This is a genomic window from Acinetobacter sp. F-1 (assembly GCF_022869025.1).
GTDB classification, from domain to species: domain Bacteria; phylum Pseudomonadota; class Gammaproteobacteria; order Pseudomonadales; family Moraxellaceae; genus Acinetobacter; species Acinetobacter pseudolwoffii.
In genome coordinates, this window is record NZ_JAJKFX010000020.1 from 1 (window position 1) to 25169 (window position 25169).

The 25169-nt window shown below is 40.9% G+C and carries 25 protein-coding genes, 2 pseudogenes and 1 riboswitch; of the genes and pseudogenes, 9 read left to right on the forward strand and 18 right to left on the reverse strand.

Annotated elements, in window-relative coordinates:
- Nucleotides 1–195: 195 nt before the first annotated feature.
- From LOZ91_RS13800 to LOZ91_RS13860, 13 genes and pseudogenes are all read right to left on the reverse strand, one after another.
- A pseudogene (locus LOZ91_RS13800) lies at nucleotides 196–669 on the reverse strand (IS630 family transposase); the annotation flags it as partial.
- A gap of 17 nt (nucleotides 670–686) precedes the next feature.
- Nucleotides 687–1034, reverse strand: a complete 348-nt coding sequence (locus LOZ91_RS13805) for an IS630 transposase-related protein (RefSeq protein WP_005093620.1) — start codon at nucleotides 1032–1034, stop codon at nucleotides 687–689.
- Between the two features lie 847 nt (nucleotides 1035–1881).
- On the reverse strand, nucleotides 1882–2304 hold the full coding sequence (locus LOZ91_RS13810) for a roadblock/LC7 domain-containing protein (protein WP_100357943.1): 423 nt from the start codon (nucleotides 2302–2304) through the stop codon (nucleotides 1882–1884).
- A gap of 1 nt (nucleotide 2305) precedes the next feature.
- Nucleotides 2306–2845, reverse strand: a complete 540-nt coding sequence (locus LOZ91_RS13815; protein ID WP_244783422.1) for an ATP/GTP-binding protein — start codon at nucleotides 2843–2845, stop codon at nucleotides 2306–2308.
- Nucleotides 2846–2855: 10 nt separating this feature from the next.
- Nucleotides 2856–3560 (reverse strand): hypothetical protein, encoded by a 705-nt coding sequence (locus tag LOZ91_RS13820; RefSeq protein WP_244783423.1) that lies wholly within the window; start codon nucleotides 3558–3560, stop codon nucleotides 2856–2858.
- A gap of 40 nt (nucleotides 3561–3600) precedes the next feature.
- Nucleotides 3601–3825 carry a hypothetical protein gene (locus tag LOZ91_RS13825; RefSeq protein WP_244783424.1) on the reverse strand — a complete coding sequence of 75 codons (225 nt, stop codon included), beginning with the start codon at nucleotides 3823–3825 and terminating at the stop codon, nucleotides 3601–3603.
- Between the two features lie 54 nt (nucleotides 3826–3879).
- A pseudogene (locus tag LOZ91_RS13830) lies at nucleotides 3880–4238 on the reverse strand (roadblock/LC7 domain-containing protein).
- Between the two features lie 450 nt (nucleotides 4239–4688).
- A complete protein-coding gene (locus LOZ91_RS13835; RefSeq protein WP_225554207.1) occupies nucleotides 4689–5210 on the reverse strand; it encodes a transglycosylase SLT domain-containing protein in 522 nt (173 codons plus the stop codon).
- Nucleotides 5211–5478: 268 nt separating this feature from the next.
- Nucleotides 5479–5967, reverse strand: a complete 489-nt coding sequence (locus LOZ91_RS13840; protein WP_100535157.1) for a GNAT family N-acetyltransferase — start codon at nucleotides 5965–5967, stop codon at nucleotides 5479–5481.
- Between the two features lie 89 nt (nucleotides 5968–6056).
- Nucleotides 6057–7256, reverse strand: a complete 1200-nt coding sequence (locus tag LOZ91_RS13845) for an acyl-CoA dehydrogenase family protein (RefSeq protein ID WP_244783425.1) — start codon at nucleotides 7254–7256, stop codon at nucleotides 6057–6059.
- Between the two features lie 22 nt (nucleotides 7257–7278).
- Entirely contained in the window at nucleotides 7279–8574 is a 1296-nt protein-coding gene (locus LOZ91_RS13850) for an acyl-CoA dehydrogenase family protein (RefSeq protein WP_244783426.1), read from the reverse strand.
- A gap of 239 nt (nucleotides 8575–8813) precedes the next feature.
- Entirely contained in the window at nucleotides 8814–10187 is a 1374-nt protein-coding gene (locus LOZ91_RS13855; RefSeq protein ID WP_005097050.1) for an AarF/ABC1/UbiB kinase family protein, read from the reverse strand.
- Between the two features lie 160 nt (nucleotides 10188–10347).
- Complete coding sequence (locus tag LOZ91_RS13860; RefSeq protein WP_005097049.1) at nucleotides 10348–10656, reverse strand: hypothetical protein; 309 nt, start codon at nucleotides 10654–10656, stop codon at nucleotides 10348–10350.
- Between the two features lie 199 nt (nucleotides 10657–10855).
- On the opposite strand from LOZ91_RS13860, the gene LOZ91_RS13865 reads away from it, so the two are divergent.
- The 6 genes from LOZ91_RS13865 (at nucleotide 10856) to LOZ91_RS13890 (ending at nucleotide 16985) form a co-directional block, all read left to right on the forward strand.
- On the forward strand, nucleotides 10856–11242 hold the full coding sequence (locus tag LOZ91_RS13865) for a hypothetical protein (protein WP_005097047.1): 387 nt from the start codon (nucleotides 10856–10858) through the stop codon (nucleotides 11240–11242).
- Between the two features lie 203 nt (nucleotides 11243–11445).
- Entirely contained in the window at nucleotides 11446–12456 is a 1011-nt protein-coding gene (gene prmB, locus LOZ91_RS13870; protein WP_034609000.1) for a 50S ribosomal protein L3 N(5)-glutamine methyltransferase, read from the forward strand.
- A 13-nt stretch (nucleotides 12457–12469) separates the two neighbouring features.
- Nucleotides 12470–13564 carry a chorismate synthase gene (gene aroC, locus LOZ91_RS13875; protein ID WP_005170683.1) on the forward strand — a complete coding sequence of 365 codons (1095 nt, stop codon included), beginning with the start codon at nucleotides 12470–12472 and terminating at the stop codon, nucleotides 13562–13564.
- A gap of 68 nt (nucleotides 13565–13632) precedes the next feature.
- Nucleotides 13633–14151 (forward strand): GNAT family N-acetyltransferase, encoded by a 519-nt coding sequence (locus LOZ91_RS13880; RefSeq protein ID WP_074382719.1) that lies wholly within the window; start codon nucleotides 13633–13635, stop codon nucleotides 14149–14151.
- 127 nt (nucleotides 14152–14278) lie between these two features.
- The gene (locus LOZ91_RS13885; protein WP_244783427.1) at nucleotides 14279–15187 is read left to right on the forward strand and encodes an AEC family transporter; all 909 of its coding nucleotides are present in this window, start codon (nucleotides 14279–14281) and stop codon (nucleotides 15185–15187) included.
- 330 nt (nucleotides 15188–15517) lie between these two features.
- Nucleotides 15518–15605: riboswitch (glycine riboswitch) on the forward strand.
- A gap of 135 nt (nucleotides 15606–15740) precedes the next feature.
- The gene (locus tag LOZ91_RS13890) at nucleotides 15741–16985 is read left to right on the forward strand and encodes a D-amino acid dehydrogenase (RefSeq protein ID WP_180049310.1); all 1245 of its coding nucleotides are present in this window, start codon (nucleotides 15741–15743) and stop codon (nucleotides 16983–16985) included.
- An 84-nt stretch (nucleotides 16986–17069) separates the two neighbouring features.
- On the opposite strand, the gene LOZ91_RS13895 is transcribed toward LOZ91_RS13890, so the two are convergent.
- Nucleotides 17070–17723: a hypothetical protein gene (locus LOZ91_RS13895; RefSeq protein WP_244783428.1), complete on the reverse strand. Its 654-nt coding sequence runs from the start codon at nucleotides 17721–17723 to the stop codon at nucleotides 17070–17072.
- 100 nt (nucleotides 17724–17823) lie between these two features.
- Here LOZ91_RS13895 and ispF point away from each other — a divergent pair, with 100 nt between their 5' ends.
- Nucleotides 17824–18312 (forward strand): 2-C-methyl-D-erythritol 2,4-cyclodiphosphate synthase, encoded by a 489-nt coding sequence (gene ispF / locus LOZ91_RS13900; RefSeq protein WP_005097038.1) that lies wholly within the window; start codon nucleotides 17824–17826, stop codon nucleotides 18310–18312.
- A 2-nt stretch (nucleotides 18313–18314) separates the two neighbouring features.
- Here the strand turns inward: ispF and LOZ91_RS13905 are convergent, their stop codons facing one another.
- The 3 genes from LOZ91_RS13905 to LOZ91_RS13915 all read right to left on the reverse strand — a co-directional run bounded on the left by LOZ91_RS13905 (nucleotide 18315) and on the right by LOZ91_RS13915 (nucleotide 21013).
- Nucleotides 18315–18839, reverse strand: coding sequence for a hypothetical protein (locus tag LOZ91_RS13905; RefSeq protein WP_244783429.1), 525 nt, complete (start codon nucleotides 18837–18839; stop codon nucleotides 18315–18317).
- A 64-nt stretch (nucleotides 18840–18903) separates the two neighbouring features.
- Entirely contained in the window at nucleotides 18904–19995 is a 1092-nt protein-coding gene (locus tag LOZ91_RS13910; protein ID WP_180083603.1) for a 3-deoxy-7-phosphoheptulonate synthase, read from the reverse strand.
- Nucleotides 19996–20122: 127 nt separating this feature from the next.
- Nucleotides 20123–21013 carry a sulfite exporter TauE/SafE family protein gene (locus LOZ91_RS13915; RefSeq protein ID WP_005097034.1) on the reverse strand — a complete coding sequence of 297 codons (891 nt, stop codon included), beginning with the start codon at nucleotides 21011–21013 and terminating at the stop codon, nucleotides 20123–20125.
- 388 nt (nucleotides 21014–21401) lie between these two features.
- Here LOZ91_RS13915 and lpxB point away from each other — a divergent pair, with 388 nt between their 5' ends.
- Nucleotides 21402–22574 (forward strand): lipid-A-disaccharide synthase, encoded by a 1173-nt coding sequence (gene lpxB / locus LOZ91_RS13920; protein ID WP_244783430.1) that lies wholly within the window; start codon nucleotides 21402–21404, stop codon nucleotides 22572–22574.
- Between the two features lie 15 nt (nucleotides 22575–22589).
- Here lpxB and LOZ91_RS13925 read toward each other — a convergent pair whose 3' ends face one another.
- Nucleotides 22590–23513 (reverse strand): AraC family transcriptional regulator, encoded by a 924-nt coding sequence (locus LOZ91_RS13925; protein WP_244783431.1) that lies wholly within the window; start codon nucleotides 23511–23513, stop codon nucleotides 22590–22592.
- Nucleotides 23514–23700: 187 nt separating this feature from the next.
- Between LOZ91_RS13925 and LOZ91_RS13930 the strand changes: the two genes are divergently transcribed.
- Entirely contained in the window at nucleotides 23701–24918 is a 1218-nt protein-coding gene (locus tag LOZ91_RS13930; protein WP_244783432.1) for an alkane 1-monooxygenase, read from the forward strand.
- Nucleotides 24919–25169: the final 251 nt, after the last annotated feature.

Sequence of the window (25169 nt, forward strand, 5' to 3'; positions counted from 1 at the left end):
AGCGCTGATGGTAGTGTGGGGTTACCCATGTGAGAGTAAGTCATCGCCAGCTCATTATTCGAAACACCCCCTGCATAAGCAGGGGGTGTTTTTTTTTGTGTATTTAAAATAATCAAGTTATTATTTAAATCTCAAGCTTTTCAAAAAATGATTGAGATATGTTCAAGTTTAGCTATCAAGATATAGTCAAACCGCTTAATTACCCATACACTCGTTAAAGAAACGACTAAAAAGCTTATCTATTGAGTTAACCAACCATTTTTTCCTTTTTGCTTTCACCCATGCCCACATTTTTTCAATAGGATTAAGGTCAGGACTATAAGGTGGTAACCAAAGTATTTGATGCCCATGTTGGGCTAATAGATCTTGTATATCTTGTCGTTTATGGAAGGCTGCATTGTCCATGACAATTACACTATTCGAGGGTAATTCTGGTAATAAAAACTTATCTACCCAAAAATGAAATACATCCGAATTTACTTTGCTATCAAATAAGCCAACTGCAAATAACTTACTCTCATGGATTGCTCCTATTGCATTGGTTTGATTTTTTAATTGCCAATTATATGTTCCATAACAAGGAATTCCCTGTTTTGAATAACCATGAGGTCTATATTCATGAGATTTAAATCCACTTTCATCAAGATAGATGATCGGGTGTTGACACCTTAATCGGTTTAAATCTTTTAAATACTGCTCTCTGAGTTCTGTTTTTGCTTTCGGGTGCCGTAAGGTCTTTTTTTAACTGTAATATTTAGACGCTTGAGCGCATCTCCAATTGTAGAAGTACCACAACCAAAACGAGCAGCGCGTTCATATTGATAATCATCAGGATATTGCTCAACATCTGCACGTAAGGCATCATCATCAACTTTAGATGGTTTTCTTGGTCGAGTTCTTTTTATTTCGATTCGCTTTTTCCATTCGACAATTGTATTTTTATTAATTTCGAAGTGCTGAGCAACCGCTCGGATAGATTGACCTTCTTCAAGCTTGGCTAATATTTTCTTTCTAAAATGTATTGGATAACTCATATCAGTATTGTATTGGTTTTTTGGCGTGTGGACTATAGTTAGAATAGGACTAAGTGCTAGGTCTTTATTTAATAAATCCTGTGATAGCTTTCTTAGGTGTTACTGGCATGATTTAGATATTAGAATAGAAATTGTTAGAGTAATTGATAAAGATAACCGATTATTTGCTGAGAGCAGTTCGGTATCGTTCAGATATTCATTAGCGAGTGAGTCTTTTCATAACATTTGGTGATTTCAGCGTCGTGGATATTCGTTTTAGTCGTTGGCCTAAAATAGGTGTGTGGCAGAGAGTCTTTGAAGTGCTGTCACATGACAGTGACAATAAATAGCCATGTTCGACTCCACCATTGTGCTCATCAACACAGCGCTGGGGAAGAAAAGGCGATCGGACGGAGGAAAGATAACTTAAGTACCAAAATGCGTGCTCATAATGATGTCTTAGGCAATCCAATAAAATTTTATCTTACTGTTGCTGGGCAAGTTCATGATTTAAATGGTGCTGATATATTGCTGGACTTATTATTCAGTCAAACTTAGCCCATAGATAAACCCTAAAAGTCTAAAGATCGAATAATTGTTCCAATCCATAAAATTAATGTTTAAGGCGTGATACCCTCTAAAAATAACGCTATGAGTCAAGGTGATTATAAACCGATATTTTTATAAAGCACGGCATTTGATCGGGAACTTTTTTGCCAAGCTCAAACAGTATCGTGTTATTACCATACGCTATCATAAATTAGTTCAAAACTTTTTGTCAGCAATTTATCTTGCCTCAACAATAATTTAGCTTAATTGATGACGGACCATAGTTTCGTAAATATAAATAGGATAGAGCATTTAAAACCTAAATTTTAATTTTATATGCTGCAATATCAGTGCTAGCTTTTTTGGTTGCGTACAGTAGCTGACCGAGTAAAACTTCTTTGGAAGAAAGAATGACTATAAGCATTGGAAAATTAGGATGTTGAATAGATGCCATAACAGCCTTACCATTATCTGCATCTAGGGTTATGCTCTGGCATCCTGTAAAATTAATTTCATTCATAAATGCATGAATCATAGCCAGAATTGAACTACTTACAGCTGCAAGTTTTCCATGATTTTCAACATCCTTTTTATGCACTGACGCAAGTTCAAAACCATCTGAAGAGCAGAGCATAACTAAATTGACTTCGGAAACATCCCTAAGAATAGCTTGTATATATTTTTGTGCAAACTGAATTAAATCCTGAGGTGCGGTACGTTTAGATAGTTCATGTAGTGACATATTAATTTAACTCGAAAAGAACTTCAGCTTGTGTGATTAATGCATCAACTAAAAGGAGAATATCTTCTTTATCGCGAGCATCAATTAAAAATAAAGGGTAATTTATATCTTGTTGGTCTAGCCATTCATGATAGATCGATGAGTTATATTGAGCTTTGCTATCTAAATGAGTAATGCCAATTATAATATTTGAAAGCTTGGCTTTATAATAAGTTAAATATTCATTTAGTTGTTCAATGGGGTTTTCTATAGTGTGATCAATGAGTAGAATCACACCTAGAGCGCCTTCCGTAATAATATCCCAAATAAAGTCAAAGCGTTCTTGTCCTGGTGTGCCATATAAGCCAACAATATTTCCATCTTCTAAAATGAGTTCACCATAATCGATCCCTACAGTTGTTTGTGCTTTTTTATGTGCATTTAAATCGGTATTAATGGCTTCCGTACTTAAAACGTCAATACTGGAAATGGTTTGAATCGCAGTACTTTTACCTGCCCCCATACTTCCAGCGAACACAAGTTTGTATCTTTGTAAAACCATGGATTAAACTTTAAAGCCCTAGCTTTTTTCTTAAACTATTAAAGAACCCACTTAGTCCATTATTTTTAGTTTTATTTTGTTGGGTTAACTTAAATGGGGACATATTTTCTGAAATAGGAATTAAATCTCCTGCTAAATCAGAAACACATAAAAAGAAATTAATATATTTATAACCAATTTTTAAAGAAGACTCTGCATAGCTGATATGGCTGCCCGAGCTAAATACAGTAGATAACTTAAATAAATGTATACGGTCGGTTCTGTTTGATATTTTTGGCCAACGTTTAATTTGATAATGAAATGGATAGTTTGGAATCTCTTGGTCGAGATAGTCCCAAATAAATTGCCAGACTCCCTGTTTAAGATCTATGCCTTTTGCATATTTTTTAATGCTTAAAATTTGATTAATACTTGCAGGGATAATGTTTAAATTTTTTGTTGTTATAATTTGAAGATTAGGTTTTAAATAAAATTGAAACCGATCAAAATCGAGTATGGCAATATCATCACTTTCACTTTGTAATAAAAATAAACCTGTTCGATATTTTTTGAATATATCTTTAAATATATTTTCTAAATTATCATAATTGAATTTTTGATTTTGAATAAATAGAGAGTTATTGTTCAGCTGATAAGATAAATTATTAGATTTAAGTAAATTGAAAAAATAGGATTGTATCCATTGAATGAGAGGTTTTTCATCAAATAATGGCAAATAGATCGTATTATTAATAATTTGCTGGGTCGTATTCGTATCAGATTTCTTTATACGCAGAATCTGATTTTTTTTTATCCATTTGTTCAATATGAGGAATATTAATAAAATCCTCATTGATTAAGAGTAATTGGAGTTTTGAATCAGCAAGATGTGTCCAGGAAATCTCATATTTTTCCTGTAGAGCGATATTAATGATGGCCTTGAGTTCATTAATCAAAGCAAGATTTAAACCAAATACAGAGAGATAAATTGTGTCTTTCATATTCAAATTAAATAATAGATTGCCCAAGAATATATGGGCAATCCTGATTGGAAATTAAGAGAAATCTAGTTCTTTTTCGAAACGCTTAAGTTCATGACGTGACATAGCTAAGTTAGCACGCGAACGATCAAGAATAAGATAAAGGAATAGATTTTCATTTGAATCAAGTGGACGAAGAAGATAATATTGCTTACCTAAGGTAATGAGAATATCTTCAATTGTATCATCAAGATTTAAACTCTCTGCAACTTTACGTTTTGAACGAATTACCCCAGTATTACTAGCAGCAGCGAGTTCTAAGTCAATTGTACTATTACCCTGTGTAGCAAGTGCTAAACCACTTTCACTATCAACAAGTGCAGCCGCTACAAAACCACAATACTTGTTAAATTCTCTAAAGAAACTTTAGCCATAATTATCCCCTATTTTCTAAATAGATTTAGCTATTAGATGGAGTTTCTAATAATTAACAAAAAATTGCAATATATATTAAAAACATTAAGTATAAGTTTAATTCTATTTTTCTTAAAAATAATGTAATAAAGATAAATTAATGTAGTTTTTATTATTTAATTTATTCATTGGATTTATTTTTATTTAAATTAATTAAAATAAATGTATGAAATATAATTAAATATAGTTTTTCGCTAGACATATAAAATTATATTTTATATGTTGATATTTAATATATAGGTATAAAGTTGATTGGTTAAATATTAATCTTCCCCAAATTAAATGAAAAAATAAATATGTGATGGGTTTTGCATTATTTTAACGTTTGCAGAATCAATATAGCCGATAAAAGATGAATCAGTTTAATTTTAGGAGTTTTAAACTGATTCAAGCATTATGTTAAAGATAAATTAAATCACATTCTTCAGATCTTTTTTATGCTGTTTCACTTGTTGTGCATAACGTTTGCCTTGCTTACGCATTTTACGGTTTTTCTCATAGGCAGTCGGACCTACATTATAATAGCCCAGTGCTTTTTCTAAGCTACCACTGGATTCATGATAACGAGAAAGAATATGGCTACCACATGAAATATTTATAGCTTCATTATATAAATCATCACCACAAGTCGCTTGCCAATATCTTGGCATAATTTGCATGAGGCCAACAGCTCCAGCATGTGAAGCCACCTGGCTACGATAAGTTGACTCCTGACGAATTACGGCTGCTACAAGTAATGGATCCAGACGGTTTTTTTCTGCATTCTGAATAATCAAAGGTGAAACGCGAGTTGCTGTGGTTGCTGGAACACCGTAGGCTGTCTGAATTCCTTTAGACAGTTGAGCAGAACGTTTTTCTAAAGAATTGCCGCCGAGAGAAGAACAGGCACTAAATAACACGGTACTTAGACCAAGCAGCCCAATTTTAAAAATTGTGCTATTGAATACTGGTAATAATAAGTTTTTTCTAACAGAAAATTTGCCTAACAACTTTCAGCTTCCATGTATTTTTAAAATTAAACTGATCTTAGGAAGATGTATAAAAATCGTCAAGAAATTATATGATTTGTTTACAAAGTCAAAGTAGATCTACTTGAATCATGGATGATTTATGAAGAGATGATCAAAGAAAAGCCGGTTGGAATAGAGATTTATTTAAGGCTTTTCTTGGTGTTATGGAGAAGATGAGGATCGACATCGATTAGGCTAGGTTTTTAAGCATCCAGATTTCACAGGCTTGACTATGGCCAGTGTCGCCTTCAGGCCGATCCAGATGCTCAAAACCTAAGTTCTCGTACAGCTTCACCGCTTGCCAAAGGTTTTTGGTAGTCTCGATATAAATCCGTTCAAATTTATGTTGTCGGGCAAAATCAAAGGCCAAATTCAAAATCTGTTTTGCAAAGCCATATCTACGAATGGCTGGTAGAAAATACATTTTCTGTATTTCTAGAATATTGTGGTCACCTTGTAGTGGAGCAATACCACCACCGCCATAGACCTGATCCTGTTCATCAACAATGACCCAATAGGCAGAATTTGGCTGTTGATATACGTCATACAGGTGATCCAGGATTGAATCACCTACAGCGAAACCGGACTCCGCTGCCAGACCAAACTCCATGGAAACGTCACGAATAATCTTGGCAATTTGAGCATTATCTTGAGGCTGAATGGGACGAATAGAATACATAGCACATGACATAAAAGAAGATGGAATTTTTATAGTCCGAAAACTTTAAAAAAGCCATCTTTTTCGTTCAATTTTCCTTCGATAAAGTTTTATTTTAGCTCACTCGAAGATTTACCCAGTTCGCGTCGGGCGATAATCAGTTGTTGAATCTGCTGGGTACCTTCAAAAATATCCAGAATCTTGGAATCACGTGCCCATTTTTCCAACAGTTCAGTTTCGTTATAGCCTACCGCAGCTGCCAATTCTACACATTTTAAGGTGATTTCATTACCCATACGTCCAGCTTTGGCCTTTGCAATAGATGCTTCACGTGAATTCGGTTTATGATTATCTGCCATCCACGCCGCTTTGAGCATCAGCAAGCGCGCAGCTTCCCATTCTGCTTCCATGCGATAGATTTGTGCAGCGATATTGGAGCTTTGTAAATAGGGCGTGACATAACTGGAATCCAGTTGATCCTTAAAAATTTCCTTGATACGTTCCAGCGAGGCTTTGGCACAGCCAATTGCCATGGCAGCGACCAATGGCCGGGTATTATCAAAGGTTTCCATTACACCGGCAAAGCCCTTGGCAACATCGATTTCTGCATGACCGAGCAAGTTTGCCGCAGGTACTCGACAATTGATCAGGCGAATCGTGGCAGTATCCGAAGCTTTAATTCCTAACTTATGTTCCAGTCGTTCAACCTTCATTCCGGGCGTACCTTTGGTCACCACAAATGATTTAATTGCCGATCGTCCCAGTTTTTTATCTAATGTTGCCCAGACCACGACCGCATCGGCACGTTCCCCAGAGGTCACAAAAATCTTCTCACCATTTAAAATATAGTTATCACCATCTTTGGTCGCAGTGGTGCGAATTGCAGCGGAATCTGAGCCGAAACCTGGTTCGGTAATCGCCATGGCTGCCCAAGTCCCATGAAAACGTTGTTGCTGTTCTTCATTTGCCACCGCTGCAATGGCTGAATTTCCTAAACCTTGACGTGGCATAGACAGCAATAAACCCGTATCGCCATAGCACATTTCAATAATACTCAGGGCAGTAGACATATTAATACCATTTTTATTGCTGCTGTCGGTCTCGCCCCGTTTATTCACTGCTGCGCCCGCATTCATACCTTCACTGCCTTGGTTCATACCATCTACGATGGAGGCCAGCATATCCAGCTCTTTAGGATAAGTGTGTTCAGCCTTATCATATTTACGCGAAATAGGGCGGAGTACATTGAGTGCAACTTCGTGCGCTTGATCAATCAGGAGTCTGAATTTTTTTGGATTTTGTAGATTCATGATAGTTTTCTTTATTCTCCGATCAGGCATGTAGGCCAGAATGAACAATCGCAGTGGCTCTGAGGTCTCGATACCAGCGCTCGACCGGATGTTCTTTGGTAAAGCCATGACCACCCAAAATCTGCACGCCATCTGTACCGATTTTCATGGATTTTTCTGCGCAGAGTAAACGTGCCAGATAAGCTTCTCGATGAAAAGGTTGGCCAGATTCAGCCAGACTGGCAGCATTAAGAATAAGCATCTGCATGGCATCAATTTCAATCGCCATATCGGCAATCATAAAAGCGACACTCTGACGATGGGAAATGGGCTCGCCAAAGGCAGTCCGTTCATTGGCATATTGTATGCAGTATTTTTTCACGGCTTCACAAGTGCCGACGGCCATGGCACCCCACATCAAATTGCCTAAATCAACGAAAGTATGATAATCAAAATCATCATCACCCAAACGCTGCGCTGGTGTATTTTTAAATTGAAGTGTGACGCTTTCAGTTGCTTTTAGACCCATGGCAGGGGATTTTTTTGCAGTAATGCTATGGTCACGTTGTACCACAAAGACCTCAGGTGTTCCGTCTAGATCGGCACTGACCAGATAAAGATCCGCATTTTCTCCGAGCATGACCAAGGTCTTTTCACCGCTAATCAGATAATGCGCCTGATGAGCAATCGCTTGAGTTTTTAGTTGGTACGGATTAAATGCGGCGGTTTCTTCCTGTACCGCAAAGCTTGCTTTCAGCTCTGGATTTTCTGCGAAAGCACCAAGATATTTTGCCTGAATCTGCTCTGAACCCCAGCGGGTAATGGCATTGATCACACTAAAGCTAGACAGTAAACCGGCAGTCAAACTGAAATCCCCGCGAGCCAAATGTTGTGCAATTAAAATATTACTGACAATGTTTTGTTCGGAGGCGACACCCCCTAACGCTTCGGGCAAGGCATAGAAATTCAGGCCGAGATCGGTGTTATATTGCCACAGTTCATACGGAAATATTTCCTGCTGATCGGCAGCATGCGCCAATGGATAAAGTACCTCTTGAGCAAATTTCTGCATCGCATCGCAGGTCAGTTGCTGTTCTGCAGACAGGTTTAGATCAAACAGTGCTTTAGATTGAGGGGGGAGACGCTGTTTTTGAATGTTCTGGCCAGATTTCAGGATTTTCTGGGTTTGACTCAGGGTTTTAAATCCTGCTTTGGAACTTTGATACAGGGATTTTTCTATAAATTTACGCAGCTTTAATTGATCTAATATTTCGCTACCCGCAATTTTGGTCAGCATGGACAAGCCAAATCCTTGAGCTTTGTTCACCATATTATTCATTTTGATTATCCTATGGGTGTTGTCACGTTATTTTAGTCATGCTGACATGCACGCCAAGAAAAAACCATGTCATCGCTGACATGAATGATTGACAATTTTTAAGTTATTAAAAGTTAATAGATGGTAAGCTAAGTTTATGAAAATATAATTAAAAACAAGAAAAGAGAAAATTATTTTTGAATAAAAATTGACCCGGATGACAAAATCATCCGGGTTTCTATGTGGCGTCTATTGGGGTATCAAAGGTGATTTTTGATCATGGCACGCACATTGGTTTTGGCATCAATCACGGTCATAAAGGTATATGCACCGATGAATTTACGGCTAATAAACATAAATTCCTTGGGTGGAACACTGAAATAACGTGAAGCCATAGATCTTGAAGCCTGTTGCATGACACGGCTATGCAATTGGCTTTTTTTCCAGTCATAACGATTATGTTGATCCATCACATTAGCTGGCAGCTCCTGATTATTCAATGGTGAGCTAAAAGCCTCAGTGGCCAGTAAAAAGACCTTGGCCATATCTGGCTTGATGCTTTGCGGAATTGAATCAAAAAACTCATAACCGGTCATGGCTTTGACCATCATATCTGAGTCGTGATGATAACCGGCCTGAATCAGATTGCGCGCGACGCTGAGCAAATGCTGGTCAAACTGACGGATGGCACCAAAGTCGAGCAGGACAATCTTGTCAGGAATATCTTCGCCATTGCCCAGACGAACCAGATAATTCCCAAAGTTCGGATCGGTCTGCATTTCACCCCATTCAAAAATTTCACGTACGGCAATTTCTAACGATGCTTCACCCAACTGGTTGCGGCGTTCTTGTGGCAGAGACAACATTACTGGGCTATTGATCGGCACACCGCGTTCGAAAGTCATGCACAGCACGCGATCAGAGCAATACTCATCAATAATCGTCGGCACGATATAGCGCGGATCGTCTTTTAAACGTGCCGCAAAACGCCGTGTGGTATCTGCTTCAATCTGATAGTCCACTTCACGATGCATCATCTCACGGACTTCATCGAACCACTGGTCGAACTCGCGGGTTTGCGGCACCAGACGCGTCAGTTTGAGCATGTTTTTAAACAGGCTCATATCCGAATCAATGGCTTCTGCCACACCGGGATACTGAATTTTTAAGACCAGTTCCATGCCATCAGATTTGCGGGTAGCGCGATGGACTTGGGCTAAAGATGCAGTGCCCAAAGGCTCATGATCAATGGTGAGATCATTCAGCTTTGCACCGAGCTGCTGCTGTAATTGTGTCTTGATCGCTGGCCAAGCCAGTGCCACGGTCTGGTTGTTGAGCGTATTTAAAGCCTGAGTGACTTCTTCTGGCAAAAAGTGTTCGCCATACAGCGCCATCATCTGGCCGATTTTAACAATTGAACCTTTGAGCTTACCAATTTCTGCAACCAGATAATCCGCCTGCTCTTTCATGGCTTTTTTACGTTTCTTTTCTTTTTCTTCTTCACTCGAAAATATGGAGCCTGCACTGGAAGCCGCCCAACGCGTGCCTGCCAGCAAGGATGCCTTTGCGATCGATAAGCGTCGATCCATAGAGGAGGTTTTCAGTTGTTTAAGCTTATCGTTCTGATCTGACATGTAAACTCAATCCTTTCATCATCAGCATGAAGCAGAATAAATCATTGTAGGGGATATTAGCGCTTCTGCACGTATTAAAAAAGTTTAAGCCGCTGAATTCATAGTAAAAGCTAGGCAAGCTTTCATTTATTCACCAGCCTGTATCAGTTTAGACAGGGCATTATGCCATTTGAAATTGGATTTTTAATTCAGATCGTTGTTGTAACTGTTGTTTATTTGTTTGAATATGTTGATGAATCAGGTGCTGGACACTGTCGTGCATAAAACCCAATGCATAGCCTTTTACAATCACAATACTCGGCAAACCAAAAAACAGATATTTGGCATCGTCCAGTGTCGCACTGCTAAATACACCATGCTGGATTAAAGTTGACTGCAAAAATACCTTTTCTTGCTGCACCTGACCGGAAACCTGGTCATTCCAGTAATTTTGGCGCATCGCCATAAGATTATTGTGCTTATAGCTCATAGGACCGGGCTCGTTTGAAGATTTAATTCGGATTATATGTGGGTGATAGGCCAGTTTTCAATTGCACAACTGTTTAATTTGCTGCCGGAGAAATACATAGGATTATTGCAAGGACTGCGTTAATATTCATGGATAATTTAAACAATATTGATTGTTAAACATTTATTGGAATTATACCAGTTTAGGTAAAGGGGATTTTATGCGTCTTGCATGGTTTTTGGTTGCAGTTTTTGCGGGTAGTGCAGTTCAGACTCAGGCTGCTGTAGGATATTCCAAGGAATATTCGCAGTGTATGAACTTTAGTTATGGTAATACCGCTAAAGCAGAGAAATGCCTAAAGAAAGAGCTGAAACTACACAACAAACGTCTGAAGAAAAGCTATAAAAATTATCTAAAGCTGAATCCGAATCAGACCGCGGCCATCCGCAGTCAGCATGTGCTTTGGGAACGCAAACTGTCGCAGCAATGTAATTTAAGAGTGTCTGGAAAATATGCCAAACAGCAGCAAGGTCAATGTATGCTGGCCTTGATTATGGATCAGGCAAATCTTTATCAATCCCGCTCTTATGCACCAGGTTCACGATAAATCAATACATGAGGCATAGTTTGAATCGTCTGAACTTGCTCTAAAAAACTAGAATGACAGGTTGAGGATTGGGTAAAAAAACACGAATTTTATCATTTTTATGAGCCTAGAGAATTCGTGTTTTTCATACTTTTAGCATTATAAAAGCAGGCAAAACAAGGTATCATAAGGCGTTTAAAAAAATGACCTTGGAGACGCCCTACGTGGATCGACCGACTATTAGCCCTGAACATATTCAGGAAGCCGCTGAAAACCTAAGCACAATTCGTGATTTTATCCGCTTTGGTGTGACAGCATTACGTCAATATGATGCGCACTTAGGCCAAGGTACAGAAGATTATTTTGCTGAAAGTTCAGCATTGGTATTACAAAGCATGTCATTGGAATGGAAAGCGGATGCTGAAATTCTCGAGGCAAAATTACTCCCAAGTGAAAAAGCTGAATTTTTAGGATTGTTGGAGCGCCGTATCAATGAGCGTATGCCAACTTCATATTTATTGAATTTAGCCTACTTTGACGATAAACCTTATTACGTGGATGAGCGTGTACTGATTCCACGTTCACCGATTGCTGAACTGATTCAGAACCGTTTTGCACCTTACTGCCTGGATGAAAATTATCAGGCGCGTGAAGGGGTAAACAATCTACCTGAAAATCCAGATCCAAAAATGCCTCGCCGTATTTTAGATATGTGTACAGGTTCAGGTTGTATCGCGATTGCTCTGGCTTATGCTTTTCCGGAAGCCGAAGTCGATGCCACTGATTTATCTAAGGATGCTTTAGAAGTAGCACAAATTAACTGTGAACATCATAACCAACAGTTTAATGTGGCCTTGCTTGAGTCTGACCTGTTTGAAAAAATTCCTGCTGAAAATCAATATGATTTAATCGTATCGAACCCACCATATGTGGATGCAGAAGATATGGCTGATCTTCCCGATGAGTTCCATCACGAACCTGAAATGGCATTGGCTGCGGGTCAGGATGGTTTGGACCTTGTACGTAAAATGTTGGCACAAGCTGCAGATTACCTGACTGAAGACGGTCTTATTGTCATTGAAGTCGGTAACTCGGAATGGGCGATGAAACAGAACTTCAATTCAGTCGATTTCTACTGGTTACAATTCCAGAAAGGTGGTTCAGGTATCTTTGCACTCACTGCACAGCAATGCCGTACTTACCGCGATTTATTCATTCAGTCTATTCAAGCATAAGGAGTCGTGTGACATGGCAGGTAATAGTATAGGGCAACTGTTCCGTGTGACGACTTGTGGTGAATCTCACGGTGTGGGCCTGATGGCCATCGTTGATGGGGTTCCACCGGGCATTGAGCTGTGTGAAGCCGATTTGCAAAAAGATTTGGACCGTCGTAAGCCGGGTACATCGAAATTTGCCACCCAGCGTAAAGAGCCGGATGAAGTAGAAATTATTTCTGGTGTGTTTGAGGGTAAAACCACTGGAACATCGATCGGGCTCTTGATTCGTAATACGGATCAGAAATCGAAAGATTATGGCAATATCGCGCAAACTTTCCGTCCGGGTCATGCAGACTATACCTATACCCAGAAGTACGGTTTCCGTGATTATCGTGGTGGTGGCCGCTCAAGCGCGCGTGAAACAGCGATGCGTGTGGCAGCGGGTGCCATTGCCAAGAAATTCCTGTTAGAGAAATTTGGCATTGAAATTCGTGGCCATGTCACACAAATTGGTACTGAAAAAGCAGAAAAACTGGACTGGGATGAAGTGCCAAACAATCCATTCTTCTGTGGCGATGTGGATGCCGTGTCACGTTTTGAAGCGCTCGTGACTTCACTACGTGAACAAGGCACCAGCTGCGGTGCAAAACTTGAAATTATTGCGTCTAAAGTACCTGTGGGTTGGGGTGAACCGGTCTTCGATCGTTTAGATGCAGATATTGCGCATGCCATGATGTCGATTAACGCGGTCAAAGGCGTTGAAATTGGCGATGGTTTTGGCGTCGCTGAGCAATTTGGTCATGAAACACGTGATGAGTTAACAACAGACGGTTTTCTGGCAAACCATGCCGGTGGTATTTTAGGCGGTATTTCTAGTGGTCAGGACATTCGTGTCGCGATTGCACTGAAACCAACGGCTTCAATCACTACTCCGGGTAAAACCATTAATATCGATCGTGAAGATACAGACGTGTTGACCAAAGGCCGTCATGATCCTTGCGTGGGCGTGCGTGCGACACCAATTGCAGAAGCGATGCTGGCGATTGTGCTAATGGATCACTTTATGCGTCATCGTGCGCAAAATGCCGATGTAGTTACGCCTTTTGAGCCGATTGAACCAAAATAATTCGCTTTTCATCTGAAGCGGATACGATTAGAGTCAGACTTCGGTCTGGCTTTTTTTATATTTATATAATGAAAAATAACAATATTCGCTTGGCAAAAACTACAGATATTCAGAACATTGTTGTATTGATCAATACAGCTTATCGTTCCAATCGTGGCTGGACACATGAACATAAGATGGTTGCTGGTCAACGGATTAATTGTGATCAGGTAATGATTCTCTTGGCACAGACTAATGTTAAGCTTTTTGTATTAGAGAATCATGATCAGATCATTGGCTGTATTGGGCTGACTGAATTCGATGACTCTATCGAAATTGGAAGTTTTGCCATTGATCCAGACCAACAAAACTCGGGTTATGGAAAGCAGTTACTAGATTTTGCCGAGTTTTATATTATTGATACGTATCAGAAGAAAGTGATTCGAATGTCAGTATTGAATGTCCGTACAGAATTGATTGCTTATTATCAGCGCCGTGGCTATCTATTGACTGAAAAAATTGAAGCATATCCACTAGATCAAAATGTCGGAGAGCCTTTGATTCCGTTACATTTACTGATTTTAGAAAAAATGATCAGATCAATATAATGAGTTGATGAAAATTCAAGCATTTTACTTCTTAAATTAATTGGTGAAACAGCCACTAAATATGCTAGTTTTTGTGCACCGTCTAAAGGGTATTGAAAAATAGACGGGAAACAGACCAGGATGGCACATGCTGCAAATTATTTTAACTTCTTTATTTCCTCTTATTGGCTTGATCAGCTTTGGCTATCTGCTTAAGCATGGGCAATGGTTGAGTGAAGACTTTTGGCGCGGTGCAGAAAAGTTAAATTATTATGCACTGTTTCCAGTGATGTTATTTTTAAATCTGGCCACTGCCAAGATTCAGATGAATGTGATTCAGGATGTGGTACTGGTGGTATTTAGTATCATGATCGTGGTCAGTATCGCACTGTATATGTTGCGCCATATGTACCAGATATCTTATACGCGTTTTGGCGTCTATGTTCAGGGCTTGTTGCGCTTCAATACCTATATCGGACTTGCTGCGGTCAGTAGCTTATTTCATCAGCAGGGCATGACCATCTTCGCTGTGATCATGGTGTTGTGTATTCCTTTGGTGAATATCTTGTCGGTGCTGGCATTTACCCGCAGTCACGATATGCAGCTGAAAAAAATCATTCTGGATTTATCTAAAAATCCATTAATTTTAGGCTGTATTGTGGGTGGTGTGTTTAATCTTTCCGGTTTGGCACTCTGGGCCGGAGCAGAGCAATTTCTTAAACAGATTGCACTATGCAGTTTGCCACTCGGTCTGATGTGTGTAGGAGCAGCCTTAAAGTTTCAGGGCTTTCAGCGAGATGTATTGCCACTCAGTCTGATGACCTTTGGTCGCCTGTTTGGAATGCCGCTGATTGCATTTTTAGTCTGTAAAATTTTCCAGATTGATGTATTCACCACGCAAGTATTGGTATTGTTCTTTGCCTTACCTACTGCCTCAGCGTCTTATGTGTTAACCCGGGTATATGGCGGCGATAGCCAGTTAATGGCGAGCATCATTAGTGTACAAACCGTCGTAGCGGCGGGAAGCTTAATATTGGTACTTTCCTGGATTATTTAAAATTCCTTGATTCTCAAATAGATGATATAAGATTTAAATACTGAATTTAAACTCTCTATGCTTTGAACCATTAAAATAGCCTAAGCAATAAAGGTTCTATTTAAGCGCTAAAATCAAATCAATCCTAAAATCTTATAAAGTTTAGAATCTGTTGTATCTCGCTGAATAGAACAAAAGTGAAATCTAAAAATTTGGTAGATGGGCAATATCAGTCAGCAGCAATAATTCAGTTTAATTCGGAACAGTAATTACAAATTGATTCACGTGAACTCACATAAATAAAAACTGTCTTATTGAATAAAATGGTATATAAATTGCTCATGATAATAAAACATTATTGCAGGAGAGAAATGCTTCTGCATTCGCCGAAGGAGCAAGTTCCCAGGAAACTCTCAGGCAAAAGGACTGTGATAATGGATAAAAACTCTGGAGAGAAGTGTTCAATCACTCACCGAAGGGGAAGGTGCTCGCATTGATGTGCAATGCAGCGACCGAAGCTCTCAGGTACACATGACAGATGGGAAAAGACATCAATATAATCAAGGAGGTGTCTATGCGTCATGTCGTGGTGATTGGGGCGGGTATTACTGGGGTAACCACAGCGTATGAGCTTGTTTTGGCAGGCTATCAGGTGACTGTGGTAGATCGACATCTCTATCCGGCCATGGAGACATCTTTTGCCAATGGCGGCCAGCTTTCGGCCTGTAATGCCGAAGTATGGAACCAGAAAGCCACGGTACTCAAAGGTATCAAATGGATGTCTCAAAAAACTGCACCACTTTTGCTCAATCCTTCTTTTAGTGTGCATAAATATAGTTGGCTCATGGAATTTTTGGGAAATATCAAACATTATGAAGCCAATACCCGAGAGACTGTACGTTTGGCTTTATTGGCCAGAGCACGTTTGTATGAAATTGCCCAAACAGAACAGATTGATTTTGACCTGGAAAAACGCGGCATTTTACATTTTTATCATAACAAGACGGATTACGATGTCGCGATCAAGGTCAATGACCTGTTGTGTAGCGGCGGACTGGAGCGCAATGCCATTTCCAATGCGGAAATCAAGCAGATCGAACCTGCATTAACAGGCGATTACTATGCCGGATTTTACTGCCAGAGCGATGCGACCGGAGATATTCATAAATTCAGTACAGGACTGGCCAAAGCTTGCATGCAAAAAGGCGTGAAATTTGAATTTGGCCAAGATGTCTTTGCCGTCGATCATCAGGCTCAACATATTCGGGTGAAATGCAAACCCAGTACTGAAAATGTACATCATTCTACAGATGACATTCTGGAAATTAATGCAGATGCCATTGTGGTGTGTGCGGGTGTGGGCAGTTATCAATTGGCCGAGATTTTAGGGGAACGAGTCAATGTTTATCCGGTCAAAGGCTATTCAATTACCGTGCAGCTGAATGATGAACAGAGCCAAAACAATGCACCATGGGTCAGCTTGCTGGATGAAAGTGCCAAAATTGTCTTGTCACGTCTGGGTAAGGATCGTTTACGAGTCGCAGGAACCGCCGAGTTTAATGGCTATAACCGGGATATTCGTGCAGACCGGATTCAACCACTGATTGACTGGAGCAATCGTAACTTTGATCTGTGTACCGAGCATGTCGTACCTTGGGCAGGTTTACGCCCGATGATGCCAAATATGATGCCTGTGGTGCGCCGTGGTCAACATGAGCGGGTATTTTATAATACCGGCCATGGTCATCTGGGCTGGACCTTGTCGGCTGCAACGGCTGCACTGATTAGCAAGGAAATTGCTCAATACTATCCTGTTTAAATTGATGGCCCGCATGTGGGCTATTTTTTACATCAAATTTCTCATTTTATATAAGGTTAAGTTTTTAATATTTTTTAAATTGAATCAATCATATAAGCGATAAATCCCAGTAAAACGTTCACAACCTTTTTGTTGAGTGTTGACGGCTAGAATTGCTTTACTATAGTTAAACTCATAGCGGCAGTCATTTTCATTATCCATGATCTGTTCTTTTGCTGCAGGCGTGGTGTAGGCTAAAAATGGAACAGTCTGCGTTTCGGCCCGGTTATTGGGATTGCGATAGGCCAGACCTTCAATCTTGATGCGGTCTTTAGTCAGTTGATGAATCTTGATATGCACAGGCTGTTTGGCCATTTGTCCCTGCTCGAACTTAATATAATGCTGAGTCAGGCTTTGATTCAGTGAAATATAGATATTTAAATCATCGAGGCGCCATTCAAACTGCTGTTTAAAACAGTCCAGCGTTTTGCATTGCTGTAACCGATTTGCCCATAACTGTTGGGTGTCTTGCAATAAGCGAACGGGGGCATCAGTAATTAAAAAAGCGGTCAAGTATTGGTCAGCGAGTTTTTCCCGAGCTTCGGACAGCGCTACTGAGCAGACTTTATTCATGGCCGCTGTTTTTTTGCTGTCGTTGTTACAGTCGAGTGGGTTCGCTGAACTACCCGCAGATATCATCCCCAGGCCGAGCATCAGGCCAATTATTTTCAACATATTTATATCAGTTTTCAGTAGCATGATCGCTTATACTTTCACTGTGTTACGCTTGGTCTAACTATAGCGAAATAGAAAGCAAGTGTACAAGATTTCAATGGGCTATTTCTAAAGGATGTATAAGGTGATCGCACAAATTCGTATTGGTCAGGGTCTGGATGTGCATGCATTTGAAGAAGGTGATTTTGTTACTTTGGCAGGCATTCAAATTCCGCATACGCACGGTCTGAAAGCACATTCGGATGGTGATGTGATTCTGCATGCACTATGTGATGCTTTGTTAGGTGCATTGGCGCTGGGAGATATTGGCCAGCATTTCCCGGATACAGATCCGAACTTTAAAGGTGCGGACAGCCGGGTATTGTTGAAGCATGTTTATCAGTTAATTCTGGATCGTGGCTATCAGCTGAACAATGCCGATATTACGGTCGCCTGTGAACGTCCGAAACTGGCCAAACACAATCTGGCAATGCGTCAAAGTATTGCGGATGTGTTGAGTGTCGATGTTACTCAAATCAGTATCAAAGCCACGACGACTGAACAGTTAGGTTTTACCGGTCGTCAGGAAGGCATCATGTGCATGGCAACCGTGCTATTGAGCCACAGCAAATAAGATCAGGCAAAATGATTCGGATTAATCAGGGATAATTCCAGTTCCTGAGTAGCTTTACGGCCTTGTAGTTGCAGGGCAACCGCATGCATGAGACCGGTCCAGGTTTCATTCGTTTCCCAGATTTGATGCAAATGCTCATGCGCCGTAGGCAAATCTATATCCATATAGTATTGACGATATAAATACATCAAACAGCTGACATGATAGTTTTGCAAACAATGCACCCAGACCATTTGCTCTTTCACCAGGTGATCGATCAGGTCCAGTACCAGCAGGCATTGATTGTCTGAAGGCGTTTCCCAGGAAATCGGAACCTGAATATAGTTCAGTCCCAGCTCAAGGCAAATTTTATCTTCATGTGGTAGATACTGTTCACTATCGGTTAATGCCACATTGATGACTGTAGATACACCATATTCTTTCATCAGCTTTAATTGGGCAGTGGTCGGTTGGCCGGAGCTAAACAGATGTTCGTGTATGAACTGAAAATTCTCAATCTGGCTTAATGCCGTTTCAATATCATTCATCAGATAAATTTTCCTTATTCTAGAAATGCAAACGCCATCTTGGCGATGGCGTTGGTCAGATCATTTAACGATTAGGTAAAATGTCTTTCAATGCCTCATGCATGTCGAGTAAAACTTTTTCAGTCGTTTCCCAGTCGATACAGCCATCCGTAACGGACTGACCGTATTCCATATCATTCAGGTTGGCCGGAATGTCCTGACGACCGCCCTTAAGATGACTTTCTACCATAATACCAACAATTGACTTGTTTCCATCAAGAATTTGTTCTGAAATGTTTTTAAGTACAAGTGGTTGCAGGTACGGGTCTTTGTTTGAGTTGGCGTGGCTGGCATCAATCATGATCTTGGTGCTGACTTTGGCTTTGGCTAGCGCGGCTTCTGCATCTGCCACCGAGCCGGCATCATAATTCGGTTTGCCATTACCGCCACGCAGTACCACGTGAGCATAAGGGTTACCTGAAGTACGAATCACAGCCACCTGACCTTGATCATTTAGACCGAGGAAGCTGTGACCATGTTTGACCGATTGCATCGCATTGGTTGCCACGGTTAAACCGCCGTCCGTCCCGTTTTTAAAGCCGACTGGTGACGAAAGACCTGAAGACATTTCACGATGCGTCTGGCTTTCAGTCGTACGTGCACCAATTGCAGACCATGAAATCAGGTCTTGATAATACTGCGGTGAGTTCGGATCAAGTGCTTCAGTGGCACATGGTAAACCTATTTCATTCAGTTCAAGTAACAGCTTACGACCGATACGCAGACCTTTTTCGATATTGAACGAGTCGTTCATATCCGGATCGTTGATCAGGCCTTTCCAGCCCACTGTGGTACGTGGTTTTTCAAAATAAACCCGCATCACGATGTATAAGCTGTCTTTAACTTTTTCGCTTAACACTTTTAAGCGTTCAGCATATTCGTGTGCAGCCGCAGGATCATGAATAGAACAGGGGCCGATGACAACGAACAGGCGTTTGTCTTCACCATCCAGGATTTTACGAATCGTTTCACGACCATGCAGTACGGTTTGATAAGCAGTTTCAGTCAAAGGTAATTCTGCTTTAAGCTCAGCAGGGGTTACCAAAGGAATCATGCTGTGGATATTCACGTCATCAATATCTGATGCTGAAATGGGATTTGACTGTTGTGTATTCATTGCCGTCACTGGTTCGATCATACAAAAGGTTGTTTAATAGCCCGAATATAACATGAATGATGCGTCACTTTGTTATAAAAAAGATGAATACTTCTTTGAAAAAAAAGTGATGAATCGCATAGTTAAATTAAACGGACTGGGAATTCTGGCTCATGACGACCATCGCTGTTTCGGCAGGTTGAGCCGGTTTTGATTTTACAGGGTTAAGCATGAAATTCAGGCCGAGCCCAAATAAGGTAATGCCTAAAATTTTGCGAATCAGTTTTTCTGGCATCCGTGAACTGAGCAAAGTACCAACAATAATCGCGGGAATAGAGCCCACCAATAACCACATGAGCAGCATGAAATCGACATTGCCTGATGACATATGCCCCAAGCCTGCAACCAGCGTCAGTAACACCGCATGCACCACGTCTGAGCCAATGATACGAATCATCGGCAGATTCGGGAACATCACCACTAAAGCCATGATGCCAAATGCGCCGGCCCCCACTGAAGAGAGGGTGACAAAGATGCCCAAGATAACGCCCATAATCATGATGGCGATGCGCTTTTCCTTGGCTTGCAGTTTTACTTTTTCCAGATCCTGCGTCATATCTGGCAGTTCTTGTTTTCGGTATTTGTTGAAAAGATTTTCGATCTGGGTGCGAAACAGAATAGACAAGCCGGTAATGGTCAGCATAAAGCCCAATACCATGGTCAGGACAGCCTTATAATGCGTCGATTGGCTTAAATAGTTGTCGAGTACCCAATGCGTGGCAAAAGATGCTGGAATACTGCCCACTGCCAGCCAGATTACAATTGGCCAGACAATATTCATTTTTTTGGCATGCACAAAAGAACCGCAGAATTTTGAAATCGCGGCATAGAGCAGATCAGTACCAATTGCAATGTGGGGTTCAATCCGGAATAGGCTGATCAGAATGGGTGTCATCAATGAGCCACCACCGACACCGGTTACTCCAACACAAAAACCTACCAACACACCTGCTAAAATAAACTCAATCGGACCAAACATGCATATATGCCAAAATCAAAAAACGTGGATATCTTATGACTTTTGGATATAAGTCGTTGTCTTGATTATTGATTTACTTATGCATAAAAAAGATAAAGCACTGGGCTTAAAATTAAATGAAGTTTCATGTTCATCCTCGCTAAGAAAATAACGTGAAACACCGGTCACTTATTTTAAAGGACACTTTGATCTGCCTGAAAATGAAGATGAATCAGGAAAACCACTTCAATAGAAAAAATCATCAGGGAAGATTAAGAGTAGGCTAAGTAATTCTAAAGCATACCTTTCTTAAAATATAAGATGCTCACTGCTTATTCAGGCATAAACCCAGCTTTATGTTAGAATTACGATTAAATACAGTTCAATACGGATCTGAGAGGGAACTCACTTGCTAAATCGAAAACTAAAAATTGGAATCGTGGTCGGTGAGGTCTCTGGAGATACGCTTGGCGCAAAGTTGATTCGCCGTTTTCGTGAGCAAGGGATTGATGCCGAATTTGAAGGCATCGGTGGTCCACAAATGATCGCAGAAGGCTTTAAAAGCTATTATCCGATGGATGTTTTATCGGTGATGGGCATTGTTGAAGTTCTCAAGGATATTAAAAAACTCTTTGCTGTACGTGATGGGCTGGTCGAAACTTGGACTAAAAACCCTGTCGATATTTTTATTGGTGTAGATGCACCTGATTTTAACCTGCGCCTGTCGAAAACCATTAAACAAAAACAGTTGCCGATTAAGACCGTGCAATATGTCAGTCCTTCGGTCTGGGCATGGCGTCAGGGACGTGTGCATGGTATTAAGACCAACATTGATCTGGTGCTGTGTTTATTTCCATTCGAAAAAACCTTCTTTAAAAAATGGGATGTGCCAGCCGCTTTTGTTGGTCATCCTCTGGCCAGTCAGTTGCCGCTTGAAAATCCGATTATCGATGCTAAACAAGAACTGAATCTTGATCCGAATCAGAAGCATATTGCACTATTACCGGGAAGTCGCCGCGGTGAGATTGAACGTTTGGGGCCTTTGGTTCTGGATGCAGCCAAGATTCTGCATCAGAAATATCCGGACTATACTTTCCTGATTCCGGCAATTAATGAGGCGCGCAAGCAACAGATAGAACGCTTGCTGGTGACTTATCCTGAAAGTCTAAAGATTCAAATCCGCTTAATGGAAAACAGCGGTACCGAGTCAAAAATCGGCCGTCAGGTCATGAATGCATCCAATATTATTGCGCTGGCGTCAGGTACTGCTACATTGGAAGCGATGTTATTACATCGTCCGATGGTGACTTTCTATAAGCTGAATTGGTTGACTTATCATGTGGTGAAATTTCTCATCAAAATTCCTTATTATTCGCTACCAAATATCATTGCCGGCAAAAAAGTCATTCAGGAGCTGATTCAAGCCGATGCTACGCCTGAAAAGCTGGCGGCTGAAATTGAAAAACTAATGAATATTGAAACTGCACAAATTCAGGTGATGCAGCATATCACCATGCATAAGCAGCTATTGTCTGGTAATAGCGAAGACCCGGTCAAAGCCGTGCTCGCGCTAATCCAGTAATTTGACGTTATTGTTCTAACAATTCAGCCGGTACTGGGTGGGCGTCTGTTCAAACTGTTTTTTAAAACTTTGACTGAAGGCTGTCTCGGATGAATAACCGACCAAATAAGCAATTTGCTGAATGCTGAATCCGCTATTTCGCAAATATTGTGCCGCCAGTCGCAGGCGATGCTGTTGTAAATAAGCCAGTGGCGGCTCACCAACAATCTGGGTAAAGAGCTGGGCAAATTTGGAACGTGACATATGACATTGCTCAGCCAGACTTTCTACGGTCCAGAACTGCTCAGGTTTGCCATGAATTGCAGCCAGTGCATTGGACAGTTCCGGATGCGAGAGCGCATTCAGCCAGCTCGAGGCATTTTCCAGATTTAAAATATAATCCCGCACACATTCAATCAGTAAAATACTGACCAGATGATCCAGAATCTTGTCACGTCCCGGCCGCATCTGCTGGGTTTCCAGCGCCAGAAACTGCAAACCGACCTGTAACCATTCCGGTGCGGTGTCGCCCAGAATATGCTGAATATGCAGGTATTTAGGTAAGGCACTTAGTAGAGGTTTTGCCATCTGCATATCCAGACTGGAACGAAGGGTGAGCATGAAGCTGTGTGCTGCTGAACTCTCCCGATTAAGATCAACACATTGCTGTGCATGGGTCTGGAAATAAGCATTAATTGAACGATGCTCAGAAAAATCGGCACTGCCGGGGCAAGAAATGCGATGGGCAGAACCTGCGGGTAAGAGTACCAGATCACCTTGTTGCAGCTCGAGCAGATCGCCGTTGGCGAACTTTAATTGTGCCTGTCCTTGTAACAGGATATAAGCCAGCATAAAAGGCTCATGCTGATAGTCAAAGCCGCCCGGATGAAACACATTCAGATAAAGATATTCAGATTTTGCCAAATGAATATCATCAAAAATTTTACTCAAAGCATCCATGCCTAACTCTATTCTTCTATTTATTTCACTTAATTGACTATAAATTTTTTAACTTTTTGATTTTAGGCCAGAATTTGGCTGCATGTGCCAAAGACGCTGACATAGGTTTTCTGGACGTTGAATACTGTTCGCTGTTGCTGAAATATTCAACTATAAGTGCAGAGTAACATAAAAAAGGAAGCTCGCAATGAATGCCCCTGCACAAATCCAGAAAGCGCAGTTTACGCAGGAAGCGTCAGCACTAAAAGGTGTAAAGCTGGATAAAAAACGTTTTGGCTGGTTGCTCAGCCCAGGTTTGCCTGTGATCGGAATGGGAATTTTGGCCGGTTATCATTTTGGCCCCAAAGCGACTAAAAAAGTCTTTGCTTTGGGCGGGCCTTTATTATTGCATGTGATTATTCCGACTCTGGATGCCCTGATTGGCGATGATGCCAACAATCCGAATGACGAACAGATTCAGGCGCTGGTCAAAGATCCGTATTATGACCGGATTGTAAAAGCCTTTATTCCCTTGCAAATGGCAGCCAACGCTTTTGCCGGCTATGTGGTGACACGTCCAAATGTATCGATACTGGATCAGCTCTTATTGGGAGTTTCCATGGGTGCGATTAACGGCATTGCGGTCAATACGGCACATGAACTGAGTCATCGTCCGCAGAAAAAAGACCATTACTGGTCGCATGCCAGCCTGATGCCTTTGGCCTATAATCATTTCCGTATTGAACATCCTTATGGGCATCATAAACGGGTGGCAACGCCAGAAGATCCAGCATCTTCACAAATGGGTGAATCTTTTTACCGTTTCTGGCCACGTACCGTAATAGGCGGATTAAAATCTGCAATCCAGATTGAAAAAAGACGGCTCGAGCGTAAGGGACTGAAATTCTTTAATCAGGAAAATGAGCTGTTTCATGGTTGGGCCATGAGTGCCGGCTATCATGCCTTGATGCTAAAGGCGTATGGCAAGAAAATTATTCCTTATACACTGACACAGGCATTTTATGGCGTTAGCCTGTTTGAGATTGTGAATTATATCGAGCACTACGGACTGAAACGTGGACAGAAAGCGGATGGCAGTTATGAGCGAACCTTGCCGGAACATAGCTGGAATAACAACAATATCGTAACTAATCTGTTTTTGTATCAGTTACAACGCCATTCTGATCATCATGCTTTTCCAAGCCGCCCATTTCAGGCACTGCGACATTTTGATGAAGCACCCGAATTACCCAGTGGTTATGCCACCATGTTGATTCCGGCTTTAATTCCGCCGTTATGGTACAAAATGATGGACCAACGGGTCTATCAGCATTATCAGGGTGACCTGACTAAGGCCAATATTCATCCAGGCAAACGTGAGAAAATTTTTAAAAAGTTTGGACTTATTTTAAGTACTGAAGCATAAACCTAGTTTTAAATAAAAAATGCGCTTCTTACAGCTAATGCCAGTCAGTTAAGGAATTGACTGGCATTTTCTTTTTCAAATTCATGATTATATCTGATAGATAAAAAAGTCATCCGCAACTGTTTGAGGCAGGACTACATTTAAAAATGATTGTTTCTGCGACAAATTTACTAGTCGATGGTGGCTGACGAGTTTTGCGGTGAGGAGTGTTGCTCCGCAAGATGCCCTCCTTGCGAAGCTTCGCTTCTCAT